Source organism: Streptomyces sp. A0592 (genome assembly GCF_004795115.1).
GTDB classification, from domain to species: domain Bacteria; phylum Actinomycetota; class Actinomycetes; order Streptomycetales; family Streptomycetaceae; genus Streptomyces; species Streptomyces erythrochromogenes.
The window spans coordinates 172,794-192,705 of the sequence record NZ_SSBM01000007.1; the positions used below are offsets into that span (position 1 = coordinate 172,794).

The following is a 19,912-nucleotide window of genomic DNA, read 5'->3' on the forward strand; positions in this document are numbered from 1 at the left end:
TGGCGTGTGCAGACCGACCGAGATGCTCGAAGCGAGGCACCGCATGGACGCTCCGCCCACCAGATCGGCCAGACGCGAAGCGGCCCGGATACCCTCCGAGGGCGGGGCGGCCGAGCCCTCACCGGATGCCGTACTCATCCGCCGGACCCTCGCGGAGATCGCCCCGGTCGCCGACAAGGTGACCTCGTACTTCTACGCTCTGGTCTTCACCGGGCACCCGGAAGTACGAGGGATGTTCCCGGCGGCGATGGACACGCAGCGCGACCGGCTGCTGAAGGCGCTCCTGACAGCCGCCGAGCACATCGACAACCCCGAAGTGCTCGCCCCCTACCTCTGCCGACTCGGCACCGGGCACCGCAAGTACGGCACCATGGCCGGTCACTACCCCGCGGTCGGCGAGGCCCTCGTCGGGGCACTGGCCCGGTTCGCCACGCAGAGCTGGGGGCCGGAGGCCGAGGCCGCGTGGGTCCGGGCGTACACCGCGATCTCCCAGATCATGATCGACGCCGCGGCGGAGGACGAGGTGAAGGCCCCCGCGTGGTGGCACGCGGAGGTGGTCTCCCACGACCTGCGCACCCCGGACATCGCCGTGCTGACCGTCCGCCCCGACCAGCCCTATGCCTTCCTGGCCGGCCAGTACGCGAGCCTGGAGACCCCGTGGTGGCCACGGGTGTGGCGGCACTACTCCTTCGCCTCGGCCCCCCGGGCCGACGGGCTGCTCTCCTTCCACGTCAAGGCCGTCCCCGCGGGCTGGGTCTCCAATGCGCTGGTGCGCCACGCCCGCCCCGGGGACGTGCTGCGCCTGGGGCCGCCGGCCGGGTCGATGGTCGTGGACCACACCACGGACAACGGGATGCTGTGCCTGGGCGGGGGTACCGGTATCGCCCCGATCAAGGCGCTGATCGAGGATGTCGCCGGACACGGGGAGCGGCGCCCGGTGGAGGTGTTCTTCGGGGCGCGCAGCGACAGCGACCTCTACGACAAGGACACCCTGCTGGGACTGCAGCGCTCGCACCCGTGGCTGTCGGTCCGGCCGGTGGTCGGAGACGGGCTGGCCGGACAGCTGCCGCACGCCGTGGGCGAGCACGGGCCGTGGAGTTCGTACGACGCGTTCATCTCCGGCCCGCCCGCGATGATCCGCAGCGGTGTCGACGAGCTGCTGCGCATCGGGATTCCTGGCGAACGGATTCGCCACGACGCGGTCGAGGAACTGGTGGGCATCGGCTGAGACCGGCGGGCACGGCCGGTCCGGGACCGGTGGCAGCCCACCGGCCCCGGAAGGGCCTCAACCCAGGTCGGGCGCGTGCATGGCGCGCACGCCCTCGATGTTGCCGTCCAGGTAGTGCCGTAGGGACAGCGGGACGAGGTGGACCGCGGCGATGCCCACTCGGCTGAAGGGCACACGGACGATCTCGTACTCGCCCTCGGGTTCGTCGACCTCGGGGCCGTGCCGGAGGCTGGGGTCCATCGATTCGAGGCGGCAGACGAAGAAGTGCTGCACCTTCACGCCCGTCACCCCGCCGCCGGCGATGTGCTCGACGGTGTCGACGAAACAGGGCACGACATCGGTGATCTTCGCGCCGAGTTCCTCATGGACCTCTCGGTGGAGGGCGTCGACGACGGTGGCGTCCGAGGACTCCACTCCTCCGCCGGGGGTGAGCCAGTACGGGTCGACGCCGGGCTTGGTGCGCTTGATGAGGATCAGGTCGTCACCGTCGAGCAGGATCGCGCGAGCGGTGCGTTTGACCACGGGACGTTCGGTCATGGGAGAAGAGTGGCCCACCGCTCCGCTTCTGAAACGCGCCACGGGCCGGAAACAGGGGGCTCACCAGTGCACGGCGGCGTCCAGCAGCCGCTCGCGGGCCCGGGCGAGGTGGGGGAGAGAGGGGCTTCCCGTCCGCAGGACCAGGAACCAGGTGCGCAGCGGTGGTACGGCAGGCTCCGCCACGGCGGCGATCCGGCCGCTGTCGAGGGCGTCCTGGCACAGGTAGCGGGGCAGTACGGCGATGCCCGCGCCCGCGAGGACGCATTCCAGTACGGCGCGCAGGTCGGGCGCGACGACGGTGGCGGCGAGGGACCTGGCGTCGGGCAGGGTGTCGAAGACGGCGCTCCAGTACCGGGTGACGAGCGGCAGGGTCTCGTGGACCTCGACGAGCGGGATGCCCTCCAGAGCCGCGGGGCCGTCGCCGCGCAGCCGGTCCGTGTCGACGAGGGCGGCCCAGTAGGGCGCGGCGACCAGGACGTGCTCCTCGTCGCACAGGGCGGTGGCCGTGAAGGGCCCGCCGCGGGGGTGGGCGGTGGTGACCACGAGGTCGTGGTGGCCGGCGGCGAGCCCGTCGAGGACGGTCGCGGAGTCGCTCTGCAGGGTGGCGCGCAAGGTGTGGCCCTGGCCGACGAGTGGCGCGAGGGCGGGAAGCACCCGGAGCGACAGGAACTCGGGCGGCCCGGCGACGTGGAGGGACCGCAGCCCGACCGCGTCCTCCCGCTCGGCCTCGGTGATCCGCAGCAGGGCGTCGAGGTGCGGGGCGGCCTTGTGGGCGAGCTCGTCGCCGACGGCGGTGGGAGTGACCCCGCGGGCCCGGCGGTGGAAGAGCGGGCGCCCCAACTGGCGCTCCAAGGTGCGGATCTGCGAGGTCACGGCGGGCTGGGACAGCCCGAGGAGGGCGGCGGCGCGCGTGAACGAGCCCGCCCGGTGAACGGTGACGAAGGTGCGCAGCAGGGCCAGATCCATCGCGACACCTCTCGGTGGGGGTCTACAACTATAAATATGCAGATAGGCCCCTGTCGCTACCGTGATTGGACTCTGACGCAGAGTCAACTAGCCTTGTCGCGTGGTTCTTCGCGCGCGGAACCCGGGGCGGTCCGAGCCACTAGGGGGGAGGCTCGGACCGCCTTTCCACGTCGTGTTCAGTGGTCGTGGCCGGCCGGGTCGAGGGCACGGTCGAGTGCCCGCAGGACGTCCGAGACCAGGTCCTCGGTGTCCTCGGCCCCGGCCGAGAAGCGGATGAACCCCTCGGGCACGGCGTCGCCGCCCCACCGTCCGCGCCGCTCGGCGGTGGACCGTACGCCACCGAAACTCGTGGCGTCCTCGACCAGGTGCAGGGCGGCCATGAACCGTTCCGCGTGCGCCCGGTCGGGCAGGGTGAAGGAGACCACCGAGCCGAAGCCCCGCATCTGGCGGGCGGCCGTCTTGTGGGAGGGGTCCGTGGTCAGCCCCGGATACCGCACTCCGCTCACGTCGCGGCGGTCGACCAGAACCTCCGCCACGGCCAGTGCGTTGGCCCACTGGCGCTGAGCGCGCAGCTGGATCGTGGCCAGCGAACGGTGGGCGAGCCATGCCTCCATGGGACCGGGGATCGCGCCGACGATCTTGCGCCACCCCCGGACGCGGGCTGCGAGTTCCGGATCGCGGCACACGACGTACCCGAGCAGCACGTCGCCGTGGCCGGTGAGCCCCTTGGTGCCGCTCGCCACGGAGAAGTCCGCGCCGAGTTCCAGGGGCCGCTGCCCGAGGGGCGTCGCGAGGGTGTTGTCCACGGCGACCAGGGTGCCGCCGGCGTGGGCGGCGTCCGCGAGGCGCCGTACGTCGCACACGTCGAGCCCGGGATTGGACGGCGTCTCGATCCACAGCATCCGGGCCCCGTCGAGGACCTCGAGCTGGGCGTCCGCGCCGGTGGGCGCGGTGCGCACGTGGATCCCGTACGCCTCCAGCTGCTCGCGCAGCAGGGGCAGCGCCTGGTAGCCGTCGTCGGGCAGGACGACGGTGTCGCCGGTGCGCGTCTGGGAGAGCAGGGCGGCGGAGACCGCCGCCATGCCGGAGGCGAAGACGACGGTGTGCACGTCCTGGCCGGGGGCCTCCAGCTCTCCGATCGCCCGTTCCAGCAGGGTCCAGGTCGGGTTGGTGTCGCGGCCGTAGGCGTACGGGCCCTCGACGTCTCCCGGAAGGTGGAAGTGGGCGGCGAAGACCGGACCCGGCAGGGGCGGTTCGTTCTTGACTGCCTCGGGCAGACCGGCGCGCACGGCGCGGGTGCCGTCGCCGATCACCTCGCCGGGGCCTCCGGGGGCGTACTCGTTCACGTGGTGTGCTCCTTCATCGCCTCGCGTACGGCGTCCAGCAGACCGGGGCTCGCCGCCTCGACCAGGTCCAGGCACTCCTCGAACCCGGCGAGCGACCCGTAGTAGGGGTCCGGTACGTCGTGCTGCCCGGCGGGGGCCGCCGGATCGTAGGACCGCAGCAGCCGGACCTTGGCGGCGTCCTGCGGAGTGGGTGCGAGTGCCCGCAGGTCGCGCAGGTGCCCGGAGTCGAGTGCGATCACGAGGTCCAGGCGGGAGAACCAGGAGGACCGGAACTGCCGGGCCCTGTGGTCCTGGGCGTAGCCGGCGGCCTCCAGGACGGAGACGGTGCGCGGGTCGGCGCCGTCGCCCTCGTGCCAGCCGCCGGTTCCGGCGCTGTCCACCTCGACGAGGGCGTCGAGTCCGGCCCGTTCCACATGGGTGCGGAAGACGGACTCGGCCATGGGGGAGCGGCATATGTTGCCCGTGCAGACGAAGCAGACGCGGTACATGCGCAGCCCGCTCAGTCGTTGTCGGGAAGGACCATGTTCGCGGCCCAGGAGACGACGGAGATGATCAGGCCGCCGATCAGCGCCGACCAGAAGTTGTCCACATGGAAGCTGAGGTCGAACTGGTCGGCCAGCCACGAGGTCAGCAGCAGCATGAGCGCGTTCACGACGAGCGTGAACAGGCCGAGCGTGAGGATGAACAGCGGCAGCGACAGCAGCTTCACCACGGGCTTGACGATGAGGTTGACCAGGCCGAAGAGCAGGGCGACCAGGATCAGGGTCAGCGTCCGGCGGCCCATCGTGCTGCCGTCGTCCAGGGTGATGCCGGCGACCAGCCAGATGGCCACGGCCAGGGCCGCCGCGTTGGCGAGCGTCTTGACTACGAAATTCGTCATGTGTCTGATCGTGGCAGAGAAGATCCCGGTGGGACATCCGCAGATCAGCGGATGCGAGGGAACGATCGAGTACAAGGGGCACAACGACGATGAAAGCCTTCCGGCTTGACGATCTCGAAGCGGAGCGGGCCGCCAACGACGGCGCCTATCTGCAGTTCCTCCGCGAGCGGAACATGTCGGTCGGGCTGTACGCGCTCGATGCCGGCCAGACCGATCCGCAGCGGCCGCACGGTCAGGACGAGGTGTACTTCGTCGTCAGCGGGAGGGCCTCGATCACGGTCGGAGAGGAGACCACCACCGTGGCGCGCGGCAGCGTCGTCTACGTCCCGGCGGGCGTCCCGCACAAGTTCCACCACATCACCGAGGACCTGAAGGTGATGGTGGTGTTCTCCCCGCCGGAGGGCTGAGCGAGACCGCGGGTGGGGGTCGTGTCCCTGATCCCCCTAAGGGGCGGATCAGGGGACTCCGGGGGCTCGCGGGCCCCGATCGGAGCCCGCGGACTCCTAGCATCGACAGCAGGAAGTCACGGACGGGAAGACCAGGAAGAGGTCGAGGACATGAACGGGATCCGGGAGATATTCGCAGGCATGCCCTGGTGGGTTAAGTGGGTCGCCGTTCCGCTGCTGGCGCTGTTCGTCTTCGGCGGTGTCATCACCAGCATCCTGGGCGCGCTGATCTCGTTCGCCTTCAAGCTGCTGCTTTTCGTCGGCCTCGTCGGCGGGCTGATCTTCGTCGTGAAGAAGGTCGGCGGCGGACGTTCGAAGTCCTCCTTCACCGAGTGGTAGGTGACGGGCCGGGGCGGTTCCCTCGTTAACCCAGCTGAGGGAACCGGACGCTCTGAACCGCTCGCAGCCCCGGAAACGGTGGATAGAGTCGCGAACTGTGCCGTTCCCTGGGCACGAGAGCCGGCAGCACCGCCTGACCTGTGGTGACGCCGACGACCCGCCGAGCGCGACCCCCAGGATCCGGCATGAGCGGGGGCGGCCCCCGCGGGGCGGGCCACCCCTGAAGGCCCGCCGCCACGCCTGGGGGTGAGCTTGTCTCCGGTCCACAATGCGGGTGTGCCGACACTGATCGGTTCGGTGCAGAGGGCGCTGAGGCTGCTCGAAGCCGCGGGATCCCACAGCGGGGGTGCCCCGGCGAAGCAGCTGGCGCGTGAGGCCGGGCTCCCGCTTCCCACCGCGTACCACCTGCTGCGCACCCTGACGCACGAGGGCTACCTGCGCAGAGAGAGCGGGGTCTTCGTCCTCGGCGCCGCGGCCGGCAGGCTGGTCGGCGGGGCACTCCAGCAGAAACGTCGCAGCATGATCCTCGACTCGCTCGCGCACTTCCGCGACACGGTCGGGGCGCCCGTCTACTTCGCGGTCTACCGCGAGGGTGAAATCGAGGTCGTGGGTGTCTCGGACACCCCGGGCAGCCCGGCGTGTGAGGAGTGGGCCGACTTCCGTGCGACGGGATTCGCGCACGCGATCGGGCAGTGCCTGCTCGGCCAGCTCGACGAGAACGCGCGCAAGGACTATTACGACCGCCATCCGGTAGAGGCCATCACCCCTTATACCGTGCGCGATCTGCGCTCCTTGGAGAACCGGATCGGGGCCCTCGGGCGAATGCAGCCCGTAATCGAGCGGCAGGAATATGCCCTCGGCACGGTCTGTGCCGCCATCCCCATCACGGCCGGGGATGCGGCCGCGACGATGGCCATTTCTTTGCCCCTGCACCAGGAAGATCGATTGCTGTATGTAGTCGATCGACTACGGAGTGAAGTAGGCGCGCTGTTGAGCACCCTCTCGTTCTCTATCAGTATCTGAAAACTCACTCCTTGTGATCTGCATGCGCTTCCACCACTCTTGTCAAGAGGGCCCTGGGGGATCATTCCTGGCCACTTCCACTACAGCGGGGTAGGCAATGCGCGAGTCCGTACAGGCTGAGGTCATGATGAGTTTCCTCGTTTCCGAGGAGCTTTCGTTCCGGATCCCGGTGGAACTCCGGTACGACGCCCGTGATCCCTACGCAGTCCGCCTGACCTTCCACCTTCCCGGAGATGCGCCCGTGACCTGGGCGTTCGGCCGGGAGCTGCTGCTCGACGGCATCAACAAGCCGTGCGGTGACGGCGATGTGCACATCGCCCCCACCAGTCCCGAGGAGCTGTCCGACGTCCACATCCGGCTTCAGGTCGGCGGTGACCGGGCCCTGTTCCGGGCCAGCGCGGCACCGCTCGTCGCGTTCCTCGACCGCACCGACCGGATCGTTCCGCTCGGGCAGGAGCGCAACACGGGCGACTTCGAAGAGCACTTGGACGAGGCGCTCGGCAGAATCCTGGCCGAGTCGAAGCAGAACGAGCAGAACGCCGGCTGAACCGCCGCCCCGACCCGCTCACCACTCGGGCTGAACCGCCGTTCAGCGCTTGCGCCGCCGGCCCCGGCCGCCGCGTACCGGTCCCGAGCCCGGTGCGACGGCCGGGGATTCCGGCCGGTCGGCCGAGACCACCAGCGCCGCCAGCGCCGTTGTCACCGGCACCGACGCCACCAGTCCGATCGAGCCGACGAGGGTCCGTACGATCTCCACCGCGACCAGCTCGCTGTTCGCCACCGATCCCATGCTGCTGTTGGCGATCGAGAACAGCAGGAGCAGCGGCAGCGCGGCGCCCGCGTAGGCCAGCACCAGGGTGTTGACCACCGATGCGATGTGGTCGCGGCCGATTCTGATGGCGGCCCGGTACAGGGAGCGGGGCCCCTGGGAGGGGTCTGCCTGGTGGAGTTCCCACACCGCCGAGGTCTGGGTGACCGTCACGTCGTCGAGGACACCCAGCGATCCGATGATGATGCCGGCGAGCAGCAGGCCGCTCATGTCGATGTCAGGGTAGAGCCCGTGGATCAGCCCGGTGTTGTCGTCGGTGTTGCCGCTGAGGAACGCCCAGTCGATGAACACCGAGCCCAGCAGGCCGATCAGCAGGAGTGACACGAGCGTGCCCAGGACGGCCACCGAGGTGCGGGCGGTCAGGCCGTGGCACATGTAGAGCGCGATCAGCATGATCGCGCTCGCCCCGACCACCGCGACCACCAGCGGGTTCGACCCCTGCAGGATGGCGGGGAGGATGAAGAGCGTCAGCACGCCGAAGCTGACGACCAGTGCGATCAGCGCGAACAGCCCGCGCATCCGCCCGACGAGGACGACCGCGAGCGCGAAGATGCCGGCCAGCACCGCCAGCGGGAGCTTGCGGTTCACGTCGATCACCGAGTACTGGAGGTCGCGGGGCGCGTCCGGCGCGTACGCCACCACCACTTCCTGGCCGTCCGCCAACTGCCGTGGCGCGCCCGGCTGGACGATCTCCACGAAGGTGCGCCCCTTGTCCGGGCCGCTCCCGATCTCGACGGTCGCCTTCTTGCACTCGCCGGTCTGCGCGGCCCGGGCTCCGCCGCCCGTCGGGGCGGAGCCCTCGCCGGTCGGCGGCACCTGCGCGGCGTTCACGGATTTGCAGTCGACGAGTTCCAGCGAGACGACCTTGGCCTGCTGCGTCTGTCGGTCGAAGCCCACCCCGGTCCGCTCGTGGTCCGGCGTGCCGCCCGGCCAGAGGACCGCCAGGCCGACGAAGACGGCGACAGCGAAGGGGATCAGTACGGCCGCGATGACCTTGCGCAGGTGCTTCGAGACGGGTGCCGCAGGTCCGTGGCTGTGGCTGTGGGAGTGGCCGGAGGAGTGCCCGTGTCCGGCGTGCGCGTGGCCGGAGTGGCCGTTGGGCTCAGTGGGCTCGGTGGGGGGCTGCGGCGAGGACGTCACCTGCAGATCATCGCAAGAGATGAGGGGGCCCACTGTTCAGCACGCCATGGATGGCGCTAGCGTGGGGGCTACTTTGCACAACGCGGGAGCTCGGAGCACCGGGCTGAGAGGGCGCTGATCACCGTACGCGATCACGAATGCGTACGGGAGGAGGCTGCGTCGACCGCCGAACCTGTTACCGGGTAATGCCGGCGTAGGGAGATCAGGTCTCATGACCATTCAGGACGCACGCACGCCTGCCGTCAGCCAGGACGGCGACGGCTCGACCGAGCGCAAGCCGGGCTGGCACAAGGGCTACGTGGCGGGCTCCCGCCCCGACATCCGGGTGCCGGTCCGCCAGGTCCACCTCACCAACGGCAAGGACGTGACGCTCTACGACACGTCCGGTCCGTACACCGACCCGCAGATCGAGACCGATGTGCGACGGGGCCTCGCGCCGCTGCGCGAGAACTGGATCATCAGCCGCGGCGACACCGAGGAGTACGCCGGCCGTCCGGTACGCCCTGAGGACGACGGCATCAAGCACACCTCTCCGCGCGGTGGCCTCAAGAACCTCGACGCGGTCTTCCCGGGCCGCCCCCGTCAGCCCCGCCGGGGCCGGGACGGCGCCGCCGTCACGCAGCTCGCGTACGCCCGCCGGGGCGAGATCACCCCGGAGATGGAGTACGTCGCGATCCGCGAGAACGTCTCCCCGGAGGTCGTCCGCGAGGAGATCGCCGCAGGTCGCGCGGTGCTTCCGGCGAACGTGAACCACCCGGAGATCGAGCCGATGATCATCGGCAAGAAGTTCCTGGTGAAGGTCAACGCCAACATCGGCAACTCCGCCGTCACCTCCTCCATCGAGGAGGAGGTGGAGAAGATGACCTGGGCGACCCGCTGGGGCGCGGACACGGTCATGGACCTCTCGACGGGCCGCAACATCCACACCACCCGCGAGTGGGTGCTGCGCAACTCCCCGGTTCCGATCGGCACCGTGCCGCTCTACCAGGCGCTGGAGAAGGTCGACGGCCGGGCCGAGGACCTGACCTGGGAGATCTACAAGGACACGGTCATCGAGCAGGCCGAGCAGGGCGTCGACTACATGACGGTCCACGCCGGCGTGCTCCTGCCGTACGTGCCGCTGACCGCCCGCCGCAAGACCGGCATCGTCTCACGCGGCGGCTCGATCATGGCCGCGTGGTGCCTGGCGCACCACAAGGAGAACTTCCTCTACACGAACTTCGAGGAGCTCTGCGACATCCTCGCGACGTACGACGTCACGTATTCCCTCGGTGACGGACTGCGCCCCGGCTCGATCGCGGACGCCAACGACGCGGCCCAGTTTGCCGAGCTGAAGACGCTGGGTGAGCTGAACACCATCGCCAAGCGCCACAACGTCCAGACGATGATCGAGGGCCCGGGCCATGTCCCGATGCACAAGATCAAGGAGAACATCGACCTCCAGCAGGAGATCTGCGAGGAGGCGCCGTTCTACACGCTCGGCCCGCTGACCACGGACGTCGCCCCCGCCTACGACCACATCACCTCGGGCATCGGCGCCGCGATGATCGCCTGGTGGGGCACGGCGATGCTCTGCTACGTCACGCCCAAGGAGCACCTGGGCCTGCCCAACCGGGACGACGTCAAGACCGGCGTGATCACGTACAAGATCTCGGCACACGCCGCTGACCTGGCGAAGGGGCACCCCGGCGCCCAGGAGTGGGACGACGCGCTGTCCGACGCGCGGTTCGAGTTCCGCTGGGAGGACCAGTTCAACCTGGCCCTGGACCCGGACACGGCCCGTGAGTTCCACGACGAGACCCTTCCCGCGGAGCCGGCCAAGACCGCGCACTTCTGCTCCATGTGCGGTCCGAAGTTCTGCTCGATGAAGATCTCGCAGGACATCCGCCGTGAGCACGGCGGGGACCTGAAGGCGGAGGAGATCCAGGCCGGCATGGCGGAGAAGTCCGCCGAGTTCGCCGCCTCGGGCAGCCGCGTCTACCTGCCGCTGGCCGACTGAGACCGATTGCCGGACCCGGCCTACGGGGCGGACCCGCGACCCATGGGGGGAGTCGCGGGTCCGCCCCGTTTTCGTGCGTCCTTGCGGCGGCCATTGGTGTCGCATCAATAGTCCGATAAGTGGACTTATCTGCGAGGTGTGCCGCGACTCGGGGCGGCGATTCCCACGCTACCGATGGGGCCGGAGCGGCCCCGCCGCCATCGTTCGACCGGTTTCGAGAAGGAGTGGTATGCGCCCCGAGAACAGGACCAGGTCGCCTCTGGGCCCGCTGCCGAGGAGCAGTTGGCGCAGGGCCGGCACGCTCGCGTCGCTCGCGCTGGTGATGATGGGGGTCGCCGGCCCCGCCGTCGCCGTGGCACAGGGCGTCCGGGCGGCGGAGCGGGTCGGCGCGGTCATCGGCACGGACGGGGACCACTGCGAGCCGCAGGGGCACCACCACCGCCCGGACCACCGCCCCGACCGGTGGCCGGACTTCGACCCGGACCGGGGTCCGGACGACGGCCCCAGTGCCTCGGGCCTCCTGGCGGGCCCCCGCGGTGACGACCGGTGCGAGGAGGGCCGGCCGGGCCCGACGGGAGCGGACGGCGCGGACGGCGCCGACGGCGCGACGGGGGCCACGGGAGCCCGCGGTGCGACTGGTGCGACGGGTGCTACCGGTTCTACGGGTACGAATGGCGCTGATGGTGCAACCGGTGCCACTGGCGCGACGGGTTCTGACGGTGCCGATGGTGCGACGGGCGCTACCGGCGCCACGGGCGCTACCGGTGGGCTCGGTGCGACCGGAGCCACGGGCGCGACGGGTGCCACGGGCGGGGTCGGACCGACCGGCGCCACGGGCGGGGTCGGACCGACCGGCGCCACCGGGCCCTGCACCGACTTCGACAGCTTCGCGCGCTCGAACACGGAGTCGTTCCACGCCGTCCTCGTGAACGGAAACGCCGCCTTCGCCGGCCGGGCCGTCACGGCCGGTGGCGCGCCCGTCTGGCAGAACATCACGAACGCGGACAACCCGGGATTCCCCTTCGGCAGTGCCTGCGGCATCTCGATCAGCGGCCACGGCAACAACGCCTACATCAGGGTTCTCACCACGGACAACAGGATCTTCCAGACCCACGGTGACACCAACAGCGCCACCTTCATCTGGAACGAGGGCTGGATCGAGCTGACCCCCGCGCCCGCCCCGGCCCTCCGGGGCAAGGCCTTCAAAGCAGACACGACGCACGGAGCGTCCCCGAACCGCCTGCGCTAGCGGGGTTCGTGCGCAGGGGCCGGACACATCCCGCACGGTGGATGCGTCCGGCCCCTCGGCCGTAGGGGTGTGGCGGCCGTCAGGCCACCACCTGGAACTCCGGACCCAGCTTGGCCAGGGCGAACGCGCGGTTCTCACCGACCCGTTCGCGCTGGCTCTCCGGGAGTCGGCCCTCCTTCAGGAGGCGTTCGCAGCACTCCAGCGACTCCTCGTACGCGCCGACCCAGTAGGCGGCCACCGCGAGCTCGTCGAGCGCGCGCCACTCGTACCAGTCGAACTCGACGAACAGGATGTCCTCGGGGCGCGGGATCCGTGCCGCCTGACGGGCGAACAGGTACGCCAGCTCGAAGCGGCCGTCGAGACGGCACAGGCGGGCGAGGTCGCCGAGTGCCTCGGCCCGCCCGGGGCGGCTCTCGTGGGCGCGGAGGTAGCGGTCCAGCACCTCGGCCGACGGGCGCTGGAGGCCCGCCGCGAGCCGTGCCGCGTAGAGCCGGGCGCAGAAGGCCTCCTCTGCGAAGCCGCCCATCGCGGCCCGGCGGTCGTAGGCGGCCAGGGACTTCTCCGGCTCGCCCGCGTCGCGCCAGCTCTGGGCCAGATAAAAGGCGTAGCGGGCATTCCCCGGTTCTTCGATCAGCCCTTTCTCGAGGATCCCGGCATCGCGGAGGTACTTCTCCCGGTCGCCTCCTTCGCCCTGCCGGGCTCCGCCGCCGACGATGCGGATATGGAAGCCTTCGAGTACTCCGCGGGTGAACGGTGCTTCGCAATCCAGGTACTCGTGCAGGACGCCGATGTATTTCCAGGGCAACCGGGTGGAGACCAGAGCGGGCCGCCAGTGGATGACGGGCTGATGGTGCACGGCGATGCCGTACGAATCGAAAGTGAGCTCCGGCATCCGGAATCCGGGGTCCACCTCGATCACGTCGTCCGCGTCGACGAACAGCAGGTAGTCGGCGCTGGACCGGGCCAGGTCGATCGCCTCGCTGCGGCTGCCGTCGAACCCCTTCCAGGGCCGTTCGTGCAGGACGCCGGGGAGATCGCCGAGGAATTCCCGAATGATCTCCTGGGTGCCGTCCGTCGACCCGGTGTCGACGATCACCCAGGTGTCGATCAAGGGGCGCACGGATTCGAGGCAGCGCCTGATCACCGCGGCCTCGTTCTTTACGATCATGTTCAGACAGACTTTTGCTTTCAAGGATCCCGTCCACGGTGGTGGTGAAGACGACCGTGAGGCGACCGTAGGGATCCGGCCAATGGGGTGCAAGGAAGCCACGAGGCGAACCGCCATTGGGTGCCTGTTGCTGGTCCGATGAGATGACTGCCTAGCGAGCCGTTGGACCGCTTTTCTTCTGATATCCCCACGATGACCGAGGCGGCCCATCCGGGCTGTCGCAGATCGTTCGATCCGGTTTCACAAAGGGAGCGGCGTATATGAGCACCGAGAACATGACCAGGTCACCGCTTGGCCCGTTGCCCCGGCGGAACGGCTGGCTGGCGGGGAGCACGCTTGCGTCGCTCGCCCTGGTGATGGTCGGGGTCGCCAGTCCGGCGGTCGCCACCGCACAGAACGTCCAGGCGGCCGAGACGGTCCCGGCGGCGCAGGAGGCGGGCGGCGGGGGCGACTGCACGACGAACAACAACAAGAAGAATCAAAGCCCGAGAGCGGCGGAAGAGGCGCAGGCGGGCCCACGCGGCGGCGACAAGTGCCAGGGCCAGCGGGGCCCGACGGGTCCCACGGGCCCGCGCGGTCCGCGGGGCAGGGACGGCGAGGACGGCGAGGACGGCGCGGACGGCGCGACCGGTGCGACGGGTGCCACGGGTGCGACCGGGGCGACGGGAACCAGCTTCTGCGTCGACATCGACTCCGTCCGGGACAACAACGACCGCGAGTTCAAGGCGGTCAACCCCGGTGACGGCAACACCTACGCGGGCATCCGCGAGCTGTCGAACGGCGGCACCACGGTGGGCCCGTGGACCTGGTACGACCTCAGCACCAACCCCGACGGGGACTACCCGTCCGACGCCTGCGGCGTCTCCATCGGCCACCAGGCCAACCGACTGGTCATCGAGGTGGTGACGCAGGGGGGCGAGATCTGGGAGACCTTCTGTACCGTCCAGCCCGGTGCCGGCACCCTCACCTGCAACGGGGACTGGAACCTGGACGTGCCCCAGCCGGATGCGGGCGACCCGGACATCCGACGAGCGACGGCAGCCCCGGTACGACCGATGGACCCCAACCACCTGCCGAAGACGCTGAAGTAGACCGCCGAGCCGGCCGGAGTGCCTAACCCGGCCGGTGCTCGGGGCCGCCGAAGTCCGGGCTCGTGAAGTCCGGCGGCGTGTAGCCGGGCGGGGACCCCTGCGACGGGGTTCCGGGACTGGTGAAGTCGGGCCGGGTGTACCCCAGACTGGGGATGCGCCCGGCCCCCGGCGTGCGGGGGGTCGGGAAGCCCGGGCCCGCGCTCGGATCGGCCAGTGCGTCCCGCAGGAACGGGATGATGCCGCGCTCCAGCAGCGCGTGCCGCCAGGCCTCGCGGGCCCGCGCCACCTCGTCGGGTATCGCCTCGGTCTCGTCCGCCGCCACCTCGGTCGCACTGTTGCGGACGGCCGTGACCAGCAGCCCGATCACGGCGAAGAGCAGGGCCGCGGCGGTGAGCGCCCCGAAGAGCCAACCCGCCGTCAGCATGGTCTGGGCGAAGGCCGGTTCGGGCTCGATCAACTTCAGGATGTAGCCGACGAGCAGGAAGATCAGCATGGCGGTGCCCGCCAGGACCGGCGCGAGGACCGCGACCACGGCGCTGACGCCCGCGCCGCTGCCGCTGCTGCTGCCCTCGTCCTCGTCCCCCGTCGTACCGGGTCCGGAGAGCGCCTCGTCGCGTCGTTCCTCGCGGACCTTCACGTAGTGGCCGTACTCGGCGGCCGCGGCGGCCGCCAGCAGGGCGCTGGCGCCCTGGGCCATGGTGCGCAGCTGTTCGGCGTTCAGCCGTTCGCCGAGTGTGGCGAGCTCGGGCCGTTCGCTCGCCGCGCGCAGTGCCTCGTCGATGAGCCGGTCGAACTCGGGTCGGTCTTCGGTCAGCAGGTGCGGAGCGCTGGTCATGTGCATCCCCCGATGCTCCGTAGAAGCCGGTTTGCCCGCGTAGACCCGGGCGCCGGCTGAAACGGAGGAGAGCCTGCTACGGATAGAGCGATGGTAGAGCGCCCACACCACGCCGTGACAGGGGCTTTCCGGAAATACCCCTCTGCGTAAGCTCTCAGTCGCTCAGCGGAAGCCGTACGACGAGCAGCTTGCCCGCCATCGTCACGCCGCCGTCCATCGCGATGGCGAGCCCGTCCGCGTAGACGTGCGGGCCGTCCACGGCCTCCGGGCCGCGGGACTCGTCGCCGTCCTCGGTGCCCACTTCGCCGAGCAGGTACGGGATGGGGCTGTGGCCGTGCACGACGCGGCTGCCGCCGTAGGTGTCGAGCAGTTCGCGGACGGCCTGCGGGCCGGTCTCCTCGTCGCGGAACGCGAAGCGCTTGGTGAACTTCCGGAAGAGGTCCCAGGTGATGTCGACGTCACCCCGGTTCAGGAGCTCGTGGATGGTGTCGTTGACGTCCTCGATGGAGTCGCCGTAGTCGAGGTAGGCCGTGGTGTCGGAGTGGAGCAGCAGGTGGTCCTCCTCCAGGACGGCCGCGTCCAGCCGCGACATCCACTGGATGTGCACGTCCTGCAGGCGCTCCATGTCGGTGCGCTGGCCGCCGTTGAGCAGCCAGGCGGCCTGGAAGGTGGCGGTGCCGGCACCGGAGACGACGGGGGTGTCTCCGAACCGCTTGGCGCCGATGAGCAGCAGTTCGTGATTGCCCATCAGGGCCTTGCAGTAGCCGCCGGCGGCGGCCGCCTCGGCGGACAGCCGCATGACGAGGTCGATGACGCCGATGCCGTCGGGGCCGCGGTCGGTGAAGTCGCCGAGGAACCAGAGCCGGGCGTTGCCCGCGGACCAGCGGCCCTCCGCGTCGATCAGGCCCTGGGCGCGCAGCTCGGTGACGAGCTCGTCGAGGTAGCCGTGGACGTCGCCGACGACGTACAGCGGGCCGGGGCCCGCGGTGTCCTGCGGGACGTACTGGACCTGGACGGTGTCACCGGGGCCGCCGAGCGGGCTGCGGCCGATGACGGGGAGGTCCCGGTAGGTGGGCGTGTAGCCCTCGAGGTCGTCCTCCTCGGGGTCCTGGGCCGTCGCGGGCACCGGTTCGGCGTCGGTGTGCGCCTGAGGGTGCGGGTGGCCCTGGGGGCGCCCGTGGGGGTGCTCCTCGTGCCGCAGGTCCTGACGCGGGTCTTGGCGCGGGTCCTGCTGCGGGTCCTGGCGCGGATCGTGCTGCGGGACCGGCGGCGCGGGGGGCACGGGGGGCTGCGGCGCGTAGCCGGGCTGCGCCGGTACGACGGCCTGGGGAGCGTCCTCGTAGTACGCGGGGTACTCGCCGTACACGGGGGCCTCGTCGGGCAGCCCGGTGGACACGGCGTACGGAGCAGCGGGTTCGGTGACTGGCACCCGGAAGTCCCGCAGCGTTTCCGTCCGCATCGCGGGTCCCTGACCGGCCCCCTGAGTCATCGACCCCTCCACCACCACGTCGCGCTGCCGTACACCTGCGGACCCTCCTGACCTCCGGGGAGGAGGGTCCGTGATGTCGTGCGCCCATCATAGGAATGCAGCTCGCGCTCTGTGACGCACCAGGGGTGGTGAATCCTTTGCGGAGCGTATCGTTCCTACCGTTTTTGCCCGATATTGCCGTTGCTGAAATCCTGGACCGCCCGCCGATCAGGCCGACCGGACGGTCTGCCGGTCATTCCTGGGCCGGAGATCGGGGCGGGCTGACGGTCGTTCGGGGCTGCCTGCGCTGTGACGAGGTACGGATGATCAGCTCGGTAGGGACGACCTGTTCGACCGGGCGTCCGGTGTCCACGCCCTCGATCGCGTCGATGAGCAGCTGCACGACGGCGGTGCCGATGCGGCGCGGTTTGAGGGACAGGGTGGTGATGGGCGGCTCGGTGTTGGCGTACACGGTGGACTCGCTGCAGCAGACGAGCAGCAGGTCCTCGGGAACGCGCAGGCCGTAGCGGCGGGCGGCGGCGAGCAGGTCGGTGCCGTTGGGGTCGAAGAGCCCGTAGACGGCGTCCGGGCGGTCGGGGCGGGCGAGGAGCCGGTCGGCGGCGACGGCGCCCGCGCACGGGTCGTGGGCGGGGTAGGACTCGTAGACCGGATCCTGGCCGACGCGCTCGCACCAGTTGAGGTAGGCGGTGGTGGACAGGCGGGTGTAGGTGTCGGTGGTAGTGCCGGTCAGCAGCCCGATCCGGCGGGCGCCGGCCGCGGCTAGGTGGTCGAGGAGGCCGAGCACGGCGGCCTCGTGGTCGTTGTCGACCCAGGCGGTCACGGGGAGGGAGCCGGCGGGCCGGCCGTCGGAGACCACGGGCAGGCCCTGGCGCACCAGCTCGGTGACGACGGGGTCGTGGTCGGAGGGGTCGATGACGACGGTGCCGTCGAGGGCGACGTTGGACCACACGTCGTGGCGGGAGGTGGCGGGGAGGATGACGAGGGCGTATCCGCGGGCGAGCGCCGCCGAGGTGGCGGCCCTGGCCATCTCGGCGAAGTAGGCGAATTCGGTGAAGGTGAAAGGTTCATCCCCGTATGTCGTCACGGTCAGGCCGATGAGGCCGGACTTGCCGGTACGGAGGGTGCGGGCGGCGGCCGACGGGCGGTAGCCCAGTCGGTCGGCGACCTCGCGAACGTGGCGGCGGGTGGCGTCGGGCAGCCGTCCCTTGCCATTGAGCGCGTCGGAGACGGTCGTGATGGAGACGCCCGCCGCGGCGGCCACGTCCCTGATGCCGGCCCGGCCTTGTCGGCCGGCGGCCCGCCGGGTGGTCTCGGTCCGGCTCACCTGATGCTTCCCTGCTGCTGTCATGGCGAGCCGATAGTAGGGCTCGGTGGGGTGCGCGGTCCGGGTGCATATGCACGCGTTGACAGGCACGTTTCTGCATGGTTCGCCACCCCCAATGACCTTGGAAATGAAGGTGCTTGGTCGGACCAGCGAAGTGTGAAGCTTGTCGGCGGGTCCGGGCATGCCAAACCGGTGGGGTTTCGGGTCGATCTCAACTCACCTGTACGAGGGACGCGCGCCACGGCGCAGGCCACCAGCGCACGCATATATGCGTGCGCTCCCCCTCATTCCAGGCGCCCCCATTCTCGGAAGGGCGGAATCCTCATAAGGTGAGCAGTATTGAGTCGACGGCGACGTCGTACGGGACGGTCGAGGAGGACCTGCGGTGAGCGAGAACAGCCCGAAGCTGCGCACCGAGCTGGACGGCATTCCGACATACAAGCCCGGCAAGCCGGCCGCCGCGGGCGGGCGCGTCGCGTACAAGCTGTCCTCGAACGAGAACCCGTACCCGCCGCTGCCGGGCGTGCTGGAGAGCGCCGTCACGGCGGCCGGGACCTTCAACCGGTACCCCGACATGGCCTGCACCGGGCTGGTGAACGAGATCGCCGAGCGGTTCGGCGTGCCGGTCGAGCACGTGGCGACGGGCACCGGCTCGGTGGGCGTGGCCCAGTCGCTGATCCAGTCCACCGCGGGCCCGGGCGACGAGGTCATGTACGCCTGGCGCTCTTTCGAGGCGTACCCGATCATCACGCAGATCTCGGGCGCGACCTCGGTGCAGGTCCCGCTGACCGACGGCGACGTGCACGACCTGGACGCCATGGCTGCGGCCATCACCGAGCGGACCCGGCTGATCTTCGTCTGCAACCCGAACAACCCCACCGGCACGGCCGTGCGCCGGGCCGAGCTGGAGCGGTTCCTGGACCGGGTGCCCTCGGACGTCCTGGTGGTCCTGGACGAGGCGTACCGCGAGTTCGTACGGGACACGGACATCCCGGACGGCATCGAGCTCTACCGCGACCGCCCGAACGTCGCCGTGCTGCGTACGTTCTCCAAGGCGTACGGGCTCGCCGGCCTGCGGGTCGGCTTCGCGGTCGCGCACGAGCGGGTGGCCGCGGCGCTGCGCAAGACGGCGGTGCCCTTCGGCGTCAGCCAGCTCGCGCAGGACGCGGCGGTGGCGTCGCTGCGCGCCGAGGACGAGCTGATGGGCCGGGTCGGCGCACTGGTGGGCGAGCGGGCGCGGGTCCACGAGACGCTGCTGGCGCAGGGCTGGACCGTGCCGGACACGCAGGCGAACTTCGTGTGGCTGCGCCTCGGCGAGCGGACCGTGGATTTCGCGGCCGCCTGCGAGAAGGCCGGTGTGGTGGTCCGGCCCTTCGCGGGTGAGGGCCTTCGGGTCACGATCGGTGAGCCCGAGGCGAACGACCTCTTCCTGCACACGGCGGGGGCGTTCATCAAGGAGCTCTAGGCTCCGCGAACGCGAACGAGCGAACGGCGAAAGCGGGCCGGCGGGCGGTACTGCCGGCCGGGTGGGGCGGGAGTCTCAGGCCAGTTCCACGCGGACGGGGTCGCCGTCGCGGACGGTGGACAGCAGGCGGGGGTCGCCGTCGAACGAGCCGAGCACGTTGCACGGGCTCGCCAGGCGGCTCTCGCCTCCGCGCGAGATGGGCGTCGGGCCGTAGGGCAGCGCGAGGGCGTCTCCCTCGGTCCAGAACGCGACCGTGCCGGGCTCGACCACCTGCCGGGCGTCGTGCTCCAGGGCCACGGATACGCCCGTGTCGAAGTAGACCTCCTCGCCCCAGGTGTTCGCGGAGGCGGAGATCGGGAGGGCCTCGGCCAGCGCCTTGCTGGTCGGGGTCTCGTCGAGCGTTGCGGTGAGCTGGCCCGAGGGCCAGGAGATTCGTATCTGCATGAGCCGCATTCAACAATCTGTTGAATGGATTGGCTAGAGGGGTACCCCGGGTGAGGGGGGCCGAAAGTCGTGCGCCATAATGCTTGTGAATGTGAACGCGTTCACAAGCGTGTC

At 70.3% G+C, this 19,912-nt stretch carries 20 protein-coding genes and 1 riboswitch; of the genes, 9 read left to right on the plus strand and 11 right to left on the minus strand.

What is annotated here, in order from left to right; genetic code table 11:
- The first annotated feature begins 22 nt into the window (after positions 1-22).
- On the plus strand, positions 23-1,228 hold the full coding sequence (locus E6U81_RS13430) for a globin domain-containing protein (RefSeq protein WP_136230307.1): 1,206 nt from the start codon (positions 23-25) through the stop codon (positions 1,226-1,228).
- A gap of 57 nt (positions 1,229-1,285) precedes the next feature.
- Here E6U81_RS13430 and E6U81_RS13435 read toward each other — a convergent pair whose 3' ends face one another.
- The 5 genes from E6U81_RS13435 to E6U81_RS13455 all read right to left on the minus strand — a co-directional run bounded on the left by E6U81_RS13435 (position 1,286) and on the right by E6U81_RS13455 (position 4,957).
- The gene (locus tag E6U81_RS13435) at positions 1,286-1,765 is read right to left on the minus strand and encodes an NUDIX hydrolase (RefSeq protein WP_031156081.1); all 480 of its coding nucleotides are present in this window, start codon (positions 1,763-1,765) and stop codon (positions 1,286-1,288) included.
- 60 nt (positions 1,766-1,825) lie between these two features.
- On the minus strand, positions 1,826-2,731 hold the full coding sequence (locus E6U81_RS13440; RefSeq protein ID WP_136230308.1) for a LysR family transcriptional regulator: 906 nt from the start codon (positions 2,729-2,731) through the stop codon (positions 1,826-1,828).
- Between the two features lie 176 nt (positions 2,732-2,907).
- Positions 2,908-4,077, minus strand: coding sequence for a cystathionine gamma-lyase (locus tag E6U81_RS13445; protein ID WP_240803788.1), 1,170 nt, complete (start codon positions 4,075-4,077; stop codon positions 2,908-2,910).
- Positions 4,074-4,565 carry a low molecular weight protein-tyrosine-phosphatase gene (locus E6U81_RS13450; protein WP_136230309.1) on the minus strand — a complete coding sequence of 164 codons (492 nt, stop codon included), beginning with the start codon at positions 4,563-4,565 and terminating at the stop codon, positions 4,074-4,076. The genes E6U81_RS13445 and E6U81_RS13450 overlap by 4 nt, the downstream gene beginning before the upstream one ends.
- Before the next feature lie 11 nt (positions 4,566-4,576).
- Positions 4,577-4,957: a phage holin family protein gene (locus tag E6U81_RS13455; protein WP_136230310.1), complete on the minus strand. Its 381-nt coding sequence runs from the start codon at positions 4,955-4,957 to the stop codon at positions 4,577-4,579.
- A gap of 89 nt (positions 4,958-5,046) precedes the next feature.
- On the opposite strand from E6U81_RS13455, the gene E6U81_RS13460 reads away from it, so the two are divergent.
- From E6U81_RS13460 to E6U81_RS13475, 4 genes are all read left to right on the plus strand, one after another.
- Entirely contained in the window at positions 5,047-5,364 is a 318-nt protein-coding gene (locus E6U81_RS13460) for a cupin domain-containing protein (protein WP_030817023.1), read from the plus strand.
- A 150-nt stretch (positions 5,365-5,514) separates the two neighbouring features.
- The gene (locus E6U81_RS13465) at positions 5,515-5,742 is read left to right on the plus strand and encodes a DUF5326 family protein (RefSeq protein ID WP_206309916.1); all 228 of its coding nucleotides are present in this window, start codon (positions 5,515-5,517) and stop codon (positions 5,740-5,742) included.
- 276 nt (positions 5,743-6,018) lie between these two features.
- Entirely contained in the window at positions 6,019-6,765 is a 747-nt protein-coding gene (locus E6U81_RS13470) for a helix-turn-helix domain-containing protein (RefSeq protein ID WP_136230311.1), read from the plus strand.
- 97 nt (positions 6,766-6,862) lie between these two features.
- Positions 6,863-7,312, plus strand: coding sequence for an SsgA family sporulation/cell division regulator (locus E6U81_RS13475; RefSeq protein WP_136230312.1), 450 nt, complete (start codon positions 6,863-6,865; stop codon positions 7,310-7,312).
- Between the two features lie 42 nt (positions 7,313-7,354).
- Here E6U81_RS13475 and E6U81_RS13480 read toward each other — a convergent pair whose 3' ends face one another.
- Positions 7,355-8,734 carry a YibE/F family protein gene (locus tag E6U81_RS13480; protein WP_240803789.1) on the minus strand — a complete coding sequence of 460 codons (1,380 nt, stop codon included), beginning with the start codon at positions 8,732-8,734 and terminating at the stop codon, positions 7,355-7,357.
- A gap of 72 nt (positions 8,735-8,806) precedes the next feature.
- Positions 8,807-8,951, plus strand: a riboswitch (TPP riboswitch).
- Here E6U81_RS13480 and thiC point away from each other — a divergent pair.
- Positions 8,946-10,733 carry a phosphomethylpyrimidine synthase ThiC gene (thiC, locus tag E6U81_RS13485; protein ID WP_136230314.1) on the plus strand — a complete coding sequence of 596 codons (1,788 nt, stop codon included), beginning with the start codon at positions 8,946-8,948 and terminating at the stop codon, positions 10,731-10,733. (Overlaps the previous riboswitch by 6 nt.)
- A 229-nt stretch (positions 10,734-10,962) precedes the next feature.
- A complete protein-coding gene (locus E6U81_RS40475; protein WP_206309918.1) occupies positions 10,963-11,982 on the plus strand; it encodes a hypothetical protein in 1,020 nt (339 codons plus the stop codon).
- Between the two features lie 79 nt (positions 11,983-12,061).
- Here E6U81_RS40475 and E6U81_RS13495 read toward each other — a convergent pair whose 3' ends face one another.
- A complete protein-coding gene (locus E6U81_RS13495) occupies positions 12,062-13,150 on the minus strand; it encodes a glycosyltransferase (RefSeq protein WP_206309919.1) in 1,089 nt (362 codons plus the stop codon).
- 260 nt (positions 13,151-13,410) lie between these two features.
- Between E6U81_RS13495 and E6U81_RS13500 the strand changes: the two genes are divergently transcribed.
- Positions 13,411-14,241, plus strand: a complete 831-nt coding sequence (locus E6U81_RS13500; protein ID WP_136230316.1) for a hypothetical protein — start codon at positions 13,411-13,413, stop codon at positions 14,239-14,241.
- A gap of 22 nt (positions 14,242-14,263) precedes the next feature.
- Here E6U81_RS13500 and E6U81_RS13505 read toward each other — a convergent pair whose 3' ends face one another.
- The 3 genes from E6U81_RS13505 to E6U81_RS13515 form a co-directional block, all read right to left on the minus strand.
- On the minus strand, positions 14,264-15,082 hold the full coding sequence (locus tag E6U81_RS13505; RefSeq protein ID WP_136230317.1) for a hypothetical protein: 819 nt from the start codon (positions 15,080-15,082) through the stop codon (positions 14,264-14,266).
- A gap of 148 nt (positions 15,083-15,230) precedes the next feature.
- The gene (locus tag E6U81_RS13510; protein WP_136230409.1) at positions 15,231-16,580 is read right to left on the minus strand and encodes a metallophosphoesterase family protein; all 1,350 of its coding nucleotides are present in this window, start codon (positions 16,578-16,580) and stop codon (positions 15,231-15,233) included.
- Positions 16,581-16,797: 217 nt separating this feature from the next.
- On the minus strand, positions 16,798-17,913 hold the full coding sequence (locus E6U81_RS13515) for a LacI family DNA-binding transcriptional regulator (protein WP_136230318.1): 1,116 nt from the start codon (positions 17,911-17,913) through the stop codon (positions 16,798-16,800).
- Positions 17,914-18,274: 361 nt separating this feature from the next.
- Here E6U81_RS13515 and hisC point away from each other — a divergent pair, with 361 nt between their 5' ends.
- Complete coding sequence (gene hisC, locus E6U81_RS13520; protein ID WP_136230319.1) at positions 18,275-19,354, plus strand: histidinol-phosphate transaminase; 1,080 nt, start codon at positions 18,275-18,277, stop codon at positions 19,352-19,354.
- Between the two features lie 75 nt (positions 19,355-19,429).
- Here hisC and E6U81_RS13525 read toward each other — a convergent pair whose 3' ends face one another.
- Positions 19,430-19,798, minus strand: a complete 369-nt coding sequence (locus E6U81_RS13525; RefSeq protein WP_136230320.1) for a cyclophilin-like fold protein — start codon at positions 19,796-19,798, stop codon at positions 19,430-19,432.
- Positions 19,799-19,912: the final 114 nt, after the last annotated feature.

What these genes read in the sequence shown, in the direction of transcription:
- E6U81_RS13500 (WP_136230316.1), top strand. Translation starts at nt 13,411, where the DNA reads ATGAGCACCGAGAACATGACCAGGTCACCGCTTGGCCCGTTGCCCCGG.
- E6U81_RS13515 (WP_136230318.1), bottom strand. Translation starts at nt 17,913, where the DNA reads ATGACAGCAGCAGGGAAGCATCAGGTGAGCCGGACCGAGACCACCCGG.
- E6U81_RS13460 (WP_030817023.1), top strand. Translation starts at nt 5,047, where the DNA reads ATGAAAGCCTTCCGGCTTGACGATCTCGAAGCGGAGCGGGCCGCCAAC.
- E6U81_RS13435 (WP_031156081.1), bottom strand. Translation starts at nt 1,765, where the DNA reads ATGACCGAACGTCCCGTGGTCAAACGCACCGCTCGCGCGATCCTGCTC.
- E6U81_RS13475 (WP_136230312.1), top strand. Translation starts at nt 6,863, where the DNA reads ATGCGCGAGTCCGTACAGGCTGAGGTCATGATGAGTTTCCTCGTTTCC.
- E6U81_RS13465 (WP_206309916.1), top strand. Translation starts at nt 5,515, where the DNA reads ATGAACGGGATCCGGGAGATATTCGCAGGCATGCCCTGGTGGGTTAAG.
- E6U81_RS13450 (WP_136230309.1), bottom strand. Translation starts at nt 4,565, where the DNA reads ATGTACCGCGTCTGCTTCGTCTGCACGGGCAACATATGCCGCTCCCCC.
- E6U81_RS13440 (WP_136230308.1), bottom strand. Translation starts at nt 2,731, where the DNA reads ATGGATCTGGCCCTGCTGCGCACCTTCGTCACCGTTCACCGGGCGGGC.
- E6U81_RS40475 (WP_206309918.1), top strand. Translation starts at nt 10,963, where the DNA reads ATGCGCCCCGAGAACAGGACCAGGTCGCCTCTGGGCCCGCTGCCGAGG.
- E6U81_RS13495 (WP_206309919.1), bottom strand. Translation starts at nt 13,150, where the DNA reads ATGATCGTAAAGAACGAGGCCGCGGTGATCAGGCGCTGCCTCGAATCC.
- thiC (WP_136230314.1), top strand. Translation starts at nt 8,946, where the DNA reads ATGACCATTCAGGACGCACGCACGCCTGCCGTCAGCCAGGACGGCGAC.
- E6U81_RS13430 (WP_136230307.1), top strand. Translation starts at nt 23, where the DNA reads ATGCTCGAAGCGAGGCACCGCATGGACGCTCCGCCCACCAGATCGGCC.
- E6U81_RS13505 (WP_136230317.1), bottom strand. Translation starts at nt 15,082, where the DNA reads ATGCACATGACCAGCGCTCCGCACCTGCTGACCGAAGACCGACCCGAG.
- E6U81_RS13455 (WP_136230310.1), bottom strand. Translation starts at nt 4,957, where the DNA reads ATGACGAATTTCGTAGTCAAGACGCTCGCCAACGCGGCGGCCCTGGCC.
- E6U81_RS13525 (WP_136230320.1), bottom strand. Translation starts at nt 19,798, where the DNA reads ATGCAGATACGAATCTCCTGGCCCTCGGGCCAGCTCACCGCAACGCTC.